At 44.7% G+C, this 4,889-nt stretch carries 7 protein-coding genes; 6 read left to right on the forward strand and 1 reads right to left on the reverse strand.

Going from position 1 to position 4,889, the window contains the following annotated elements:
* The first annotated feature begins 561 nt into the window (after positions 1–561).
* From J7545_RS12520 to rph, 4 genes are all read left to right on the forward strand, one after another.
* Positions 562–969 (forward strand): GFA family protein, encoded by a 408-nt coding sequence (locus J7545_RS12520; protein ID WP_318700896.1) that lies wholly within the window; start codon positions 562–564, stop codon positions 967–969.
* 83 nt (positions 970–1,052) lie between these two features.
* Entirely contained in the window at positions 1,053–1,649 is a 597-nt protein-coding gene (locus tag J7545_RS12525) for a DUF6151 family protein (protein WP_318700897.1), read from the forward strand.
* Positions 1,650–1,858: 209 nt separating this feature from the next.
* A complete protein-coding gene (locus J7545_RS12530) occupies positions 1,859–2,425 on the forward strand; it encodes a nucleoside monophosphate kinase (protein WP_413038662.1) in 567 nt (188 codons plus the stop codon).
* Positions 2,426–2,431: 6 nt separating this feature from the next.
* Complete coding sequence (rph, locus tag J7545_RS12535) at positions 2,432–3,148, forward strand: ribonuclease PH (protein ID WP_318700900.1); 717 nt, start codon at positions 2,432–2,434, stop codon at positions 3,146–3,148.
* A 29-nt stretch (positions 3,149–3,177) separates the two neighbouring features.
* On the opposite strand, the gene J7545_RS12540 is transcribed toward rph, so the two are convergent.
* Positions 3,178–4,095, reverse strand: a complete 918-nt coding sequence (locus J7545_RS12540; RefSeq protein WP_413038663.1) for a metallophosphoesterase family protein — start codon at positions 4,093–4,095, stop codon at positions 3,178–3,180.
* A gap of 166 nt (positions 4,096–4,261) precedes the next feature.
* Here J7545_RS12540 and J7545_RS12545 point away from each other — a divergent pair, with 166 nt between their 5' ends.
* Together J7545_RS12545 and J7545_RS24060 are read left to right on the forward strand one after the other, a co-directional pair.
* The gene (locus J7545_RS12545; protein ID WP_318700903.1) at positions 4,262–4,753 is read left to right on the forward strand and encodes an NAD(P)-binding protein; all 492 of its coding nucleotides are present in this window, start codon (positions 4,262–4,264) and stop codon (positions 4,751–4,753) included.
* A gap of 55 nt (positions 4,754–4,808) precedes the next feature.
* Positions 4,809–4,889: IS630 transposase-related protein (locus J7545_RS24060; RefSeq protein ID WP_413039290.1), on the forward strand; the 81-nt coding region annotated here is incomplete at its 3' end.

The raw sequence follows: 4,889 nt of genomic DNA on the forward strand, positions 1-4,889 counted from the left end.
CTCAATGGTCGCGATCGCATAACTATAGCATCAGGTTAGAGGGTTACTTGCCCAAAAAATCGCTAGATTTTTTTCGCCATCTTTTAACGGCTCAAAGCCTAGCCTAGCCTTAGATTCAAGCCTGTTGTCACCCCCTGAGGTAATTCACACTTTTATAGGCAAGCCGCACTGGGTTAAAGCCTGGATGACCAACAGCGAGAATTGATTTATAAATTCACTATACCGTCCAGACGGTATAGTGTCAACTCTTTTGAGAAATGAATGCCTCCAGATTCAAGGAAGGGCAAGGCAGCAATACTCAAAGCCAAACGTAACCTTAGATTCAAGGTGAAGGATTGATAAATGAAGCTTTTCATCCCCGGAGAAATAATCGTTTTTATGAGAGGGAAGAAACGATCTCCTTTTTTCTCACAAGCGATCGCTTCTTTCCTGCGAGAGTTGTAGAATTAAGTCAAGACAAAGGTTTTCCCAGAGTGACAGAAGAGGGATATTACCCATCCTCATTTTGTAGATGATTCTTTGTGATACGATATTGAGGAATAGTTATGTTCTCAGAAAAAAATGGTAAAAGGTAGCTGTCTTTGCGGTCAGATTGAATACGAAGTAGAACTCATTCCGGAAAAAACATTCAACTGTCACTGTTCTTTCTGTAGAAAGGCTCATGGTTCTGCATTTGCTACGCTGACTTTTGGCAAAGGAGATACACTTAAAATCACAAAAGGTGAAAATTTACTAAAAGAACACAAGAATGATTTGGGTGGATTTAGAGCATTTTGCTCAAACTGCGGAACAAGACTAATGAATTATACCCAAGATAAATCGATATATCTAAGTATTGCTCTTTCCACAGTAGAGACATATATAGACTTCCGTCCTTCGGCTCATGTAAATGTTGAGTCTAAAGCGACTTGGCATAATCCCTACGAGGGCATCCCATCGTTTCAACAGTTACCCAATGGGATTTTATGAGCAAGGCACAACCATAATCAATTCCTCCAGCTCAAGCAAATAGGGTATCCTGGGGCTAAATCTTCAAGTGAGGAAATAGCAAAATGAGCCATCCGATACGGTGTAGATGTGGTTGTCTTCAGGGGAGTGTTGCCAATGTTAATCGTGCTAATCGGGTTATTTGTTATTGTCAGGACTGTCAGGCATTTGCTCACTTCTTAGGAAGAAGTAGTGAAATTCTCGATCATCATGGTGGAACAGACATCGTTCAGACGCTCCCCAAAAATGTCTCTTTTACTCAAGGGACTGAAGTCTTAGCTTGTATGCGCCTTACAGAAACTGGCTTGCTGCGTTGGTATACTAGCTGCTGCAAAACACCAATCGGAAATACCCTCCCAAGCTATAAGATGTCTTTCGTTGGTCTTGTCCATAACTGCTTAGAATCGTCTGAAGTAACACTGGACAATTCCTTTGGTCGAGTATGCAGCCATGTTCACACCAAATCTGCCAAAGGGGAGCCGAAACCGAAGACAGTAGGACTTGTAGCAACGATCGCCGGCAATATGGCTAGAATTTTGAAGGCACGAATCGATGGCAGCTATAAACAGACTCCTTTCTTCTCGGCTGACTCCGAAATGCCCACCGTCAGCCCAAAACTACTGAGCGATCGAGAATACCAGGACGTTATGAGTGAGATCTAAGCAAATGAATCGAAAAACCCCTAATCTCCCATGTCCTACAGCAGCGTTAAAACTCTTGCCAGCATCCCAAGCACCTTTGACTTGAGCTTGATGAAAGCCAAAATCTATTGATCCAAACCCCACCCTGTTAGCCTAGGGACTACCTCGCGATGAGCTAAGGTTATTTGGTACTCTGGTCTACTAAAGACGAGTTGGGGAGGAAAAAAACCTTGAGATTGGTGATTTTGGGCGGCCCGGGTGCGGGGAAAAGTACACAAGCGAGGGGTTTGTGCGATCGCCTCCAGATTCCGTTAGTGTCCATGGGAGCGATTCTGAAAAGGGCGATCGCCGAGCAAACAGAATTAGGTGTACAATGCCAACCCTATGTAGAACGGGCAGAATTTGTACCCGATCCGATTTTAATTGCTTTTATCCGCGATCGCCTCCTACAAACTGATACCACGACTGGATGGCTCCTAGAAGGTTATCCTCGCACCGCATTTCAAGCCGAAGAACTCGATTTTTTACTCGATGAGCTACAGCAACAACTCAACTGGGCTATCTTCCTAGATACCTCAGAAACAGTAATGATGGAAAGGCGGTTAGCCATGGGTGAATCAGAAGATCTGCCCCACTTAATCGAACGACGGATTGAACTCTTTCAAACTCGAACTGTCCCCATTCTGGATTATTATGACAAACGTCAGCGACTACTCACCGTCGATGGGAATCAATCCCAAGACCAAGTGCTGGCCGAACTGCAAACTCGACTGATAGCAAATTCCAGGGAACATTAAGATATTATGGCTCTACCCCGTCCTGATGGTCGTCAACCGGATCAGCTCCGTCCCATTCGGTTTGAACGCGGTTTCACCAAGTTTGCTTGGGGTTCAGTCCTCACCAGTTTTGGCGATACTCAAGTCTTGTGTACCGTATCCGTACAAGAGAGTGTACCCAAATTTTTAGAAGGAACGGGGAAAGGATGGCTGACCGCAGAATATCGGATGCTTCCCAACGCTACTCCCCAACGCCACCCTAGAGAACTCTTGAAATTATCAGGACGCACACAAGAAATTCAACGGTTAATTGGACGAAGTTTAAGGGCATCTTTAGACTTAGAACAGTTAGGGGAGCGCACCCTAACCGTTGATGCCGATGTCCTGCAAGCAGATGCCGGCACTCGTACCGCCTCCATTACTGGGGGATATGTAGCTGTAGTGGATGCCATTAATCAATTACTAGCACAAGGTAAATTAACCCAATCTCCTTTACGTCATCGAGTCGCCGCTGTCTCCGTTGGATTACTTGAAGGCGAACCCTATTTAGACCTGTGCTACGAAGAAGATGTCATTGCCCAAGTCGATTTTAACGTGGTCATGAACGATCGCCTAGAAGCGATCGAAGTTCAAGGAACCGCCGAACAGGGCAGCTTTAACCGTCACCAACTCAATCAGATGCTCGAGAGGGCAGAAGTAGGAATTGAGCATCTCTTGACTGCTCAACAGGATGCTCTCTCTTAAGTTAAATCGGGAGACATAGAGAACAGCCATTACCCATTACCCATTTCTATTACTCCCCGATCGAACACTTGATGATCCGTACCTATTGCTTGGACAAGGATGCGATCCTCATAAACCTCATAAGCGGCAAAACTCAGACGAGACGCAGAATGAGCTGTCCATGTTGAACGACCGACATCCCGTACTCCTGCCCCTGCTCCACAAATGAGGTAGGTTGTACCATTAATCGCATACGTTCTTTCATAGACATGCTCGTGGCCATTAATATACAGTTGCACCCCATATTTTTGAAATAACGGTGTGAGAGTTTCAATTAATTTGGTGTTTAATCCATAGTGAGCAGAAGAATAGATTTGGTGATGGCCAAACACAATTTTCCAAGGAGCATCGGATTGGCTTAACTCTTGCTTCAACCAAGCCAATTGGTTTACCCAGTCTGCGTTAGAATTGGTATCTAAAGCCCAAAATTGCACACTGCACCGACGGAAACTGTAGTAGCGTTTGCCTCCCATATTGAACAGAGGATATTGGGTTTGAGGCCCACCATTATCCGTGCGAATATCGTGATTTCCTAAACAGGCGTAAAAGGGAACACCTTGTTCAAGCAAGGGGCGATAGGGGTCTTCAAAAACGGCTTTAATTTTTTCAATTTCACCATTGTTGTAAATATTATCTCCCGCTAAAACCACCAATTCACAAGGGAATTGTTGGGCGTACTGAACCATGGCTGAGGACACTGCATATTGGCCCTCGGCCCCAGTTCCAGTATCAGCAACAGACATAAACCGCAGCAAGGGAGAACCTCCCTCTGGGAAGGTTAGATGATTCTTGGAGATATCAGTTTTTAAGGAGGGTTGAAAGAGATTCGCCACTATCCCTTTACCAATTACCCATCCGAAGGCAATTCCAGTTCCCCAACGCAGGAGTTCACGACGTTTCATTTTCATTACGGTTTGAGTTTATCTATATACTAAGTTAGAGAGACCGTATTGCTTTATGGGCTGTATACTTAAAGCTACCTAATAATGTAGCTCACAATCGTCCTTTCTAGAGAATGCCTAAGAATTTAATTCAAGAAGCGGGTGAAGTCCTGTAAATGTGAGAACTCAGGGTATGTCAAGCCTTTCACCTACTCCACCAGAAGAGAATACTCCAGAGCCGAATGGCGATCGCTTTTTAATCTGTGGTTTAGGTCGTCTCGGTCAAGAATGTGCGATCGCCTTGAAAAATTTTGGAGTCGTTGTCAGCGCTATTGAGCAAAGTCCTCCTGCTCAGTGGGAATTATCCACAGTTCCTGAGTTATTAGATACATTAATTGTGGGAGATTGTCGGCAACTGCACATTCTCGAACAGGCTCAAATTCAAGCGTGTCGAACCGTTTTAATTGTCACCAGCAATGAAGAAGTCAATGCCCAAACTGCTTTAGCCGTACGCCAACTGAATCCAAATATCAGAATTGTTGTGCGTTCTGCCGCCCATAATTTGAATCAACTCTTGAGCGAACAGTTGGGTAACTTTTTTGCAGCCGAACCGACACAAATGATTGCTAGTGCCTTTGGTTTAGCTGGTTTAGGTGCAGAAACCTTGGGCTTTTTTGAGTTATAGTCATTCCAATTAAAAACCCGCAGTATAATAAGAGGAAATCTAAGGGAGTTGAAGGATGGCATACAGTATAGATTTACGCTCACGAGTCGTGGAATTTGTTAAAAAAGGGGGCAGCAAGGCTGAAGCGGCCCGCAGA

Origin of the sequence: Roseofilum sp. SBFL (assembly GCF_017746885.1) — a bacterium.
GTDB lineage: Bacteria > Cyanobacteriota > Cyanobacteriia > Cyanobacteriales > Desertifilaceae > Roseofilum.

Coding starts and splice junctions, on each gene's coding strand:
- J7545_RS12540 (WP_413038663.1), bottom strand. CDS start 4,095: ATGAAAATGAAACGTCGTGAACTCCTGCGTTGGGGAACTGGAATTGCC.
- J7545_RS12520 (WP_318700896.1), top strand. CDS start 562: ATGGTAAAAGGTAGCTGTCTTTGCGGTCAGATTGAATACGAAGTAGAA.
- J7545_RS12525 (WP_318700897.1), top strand. CDS start 1,053: ATGAGCCATCCGATACGGTGTAGATGTGGTTGTCTTCAGGGGAGTGTT.
- J7545_RS12545 (WP_318700903.1), top strand. CDS start 4,262: ATGTCAAGCCTTTCACCTACTCCACCAGAAGAGAATACTCCAGAGCCG.
- rph (WP_318700900.1), top strand. CDS start 2,432: ATGGCTCTACCCCGTCCTGATGGTCGTCAACCGGATCAGCTCCGTCCC.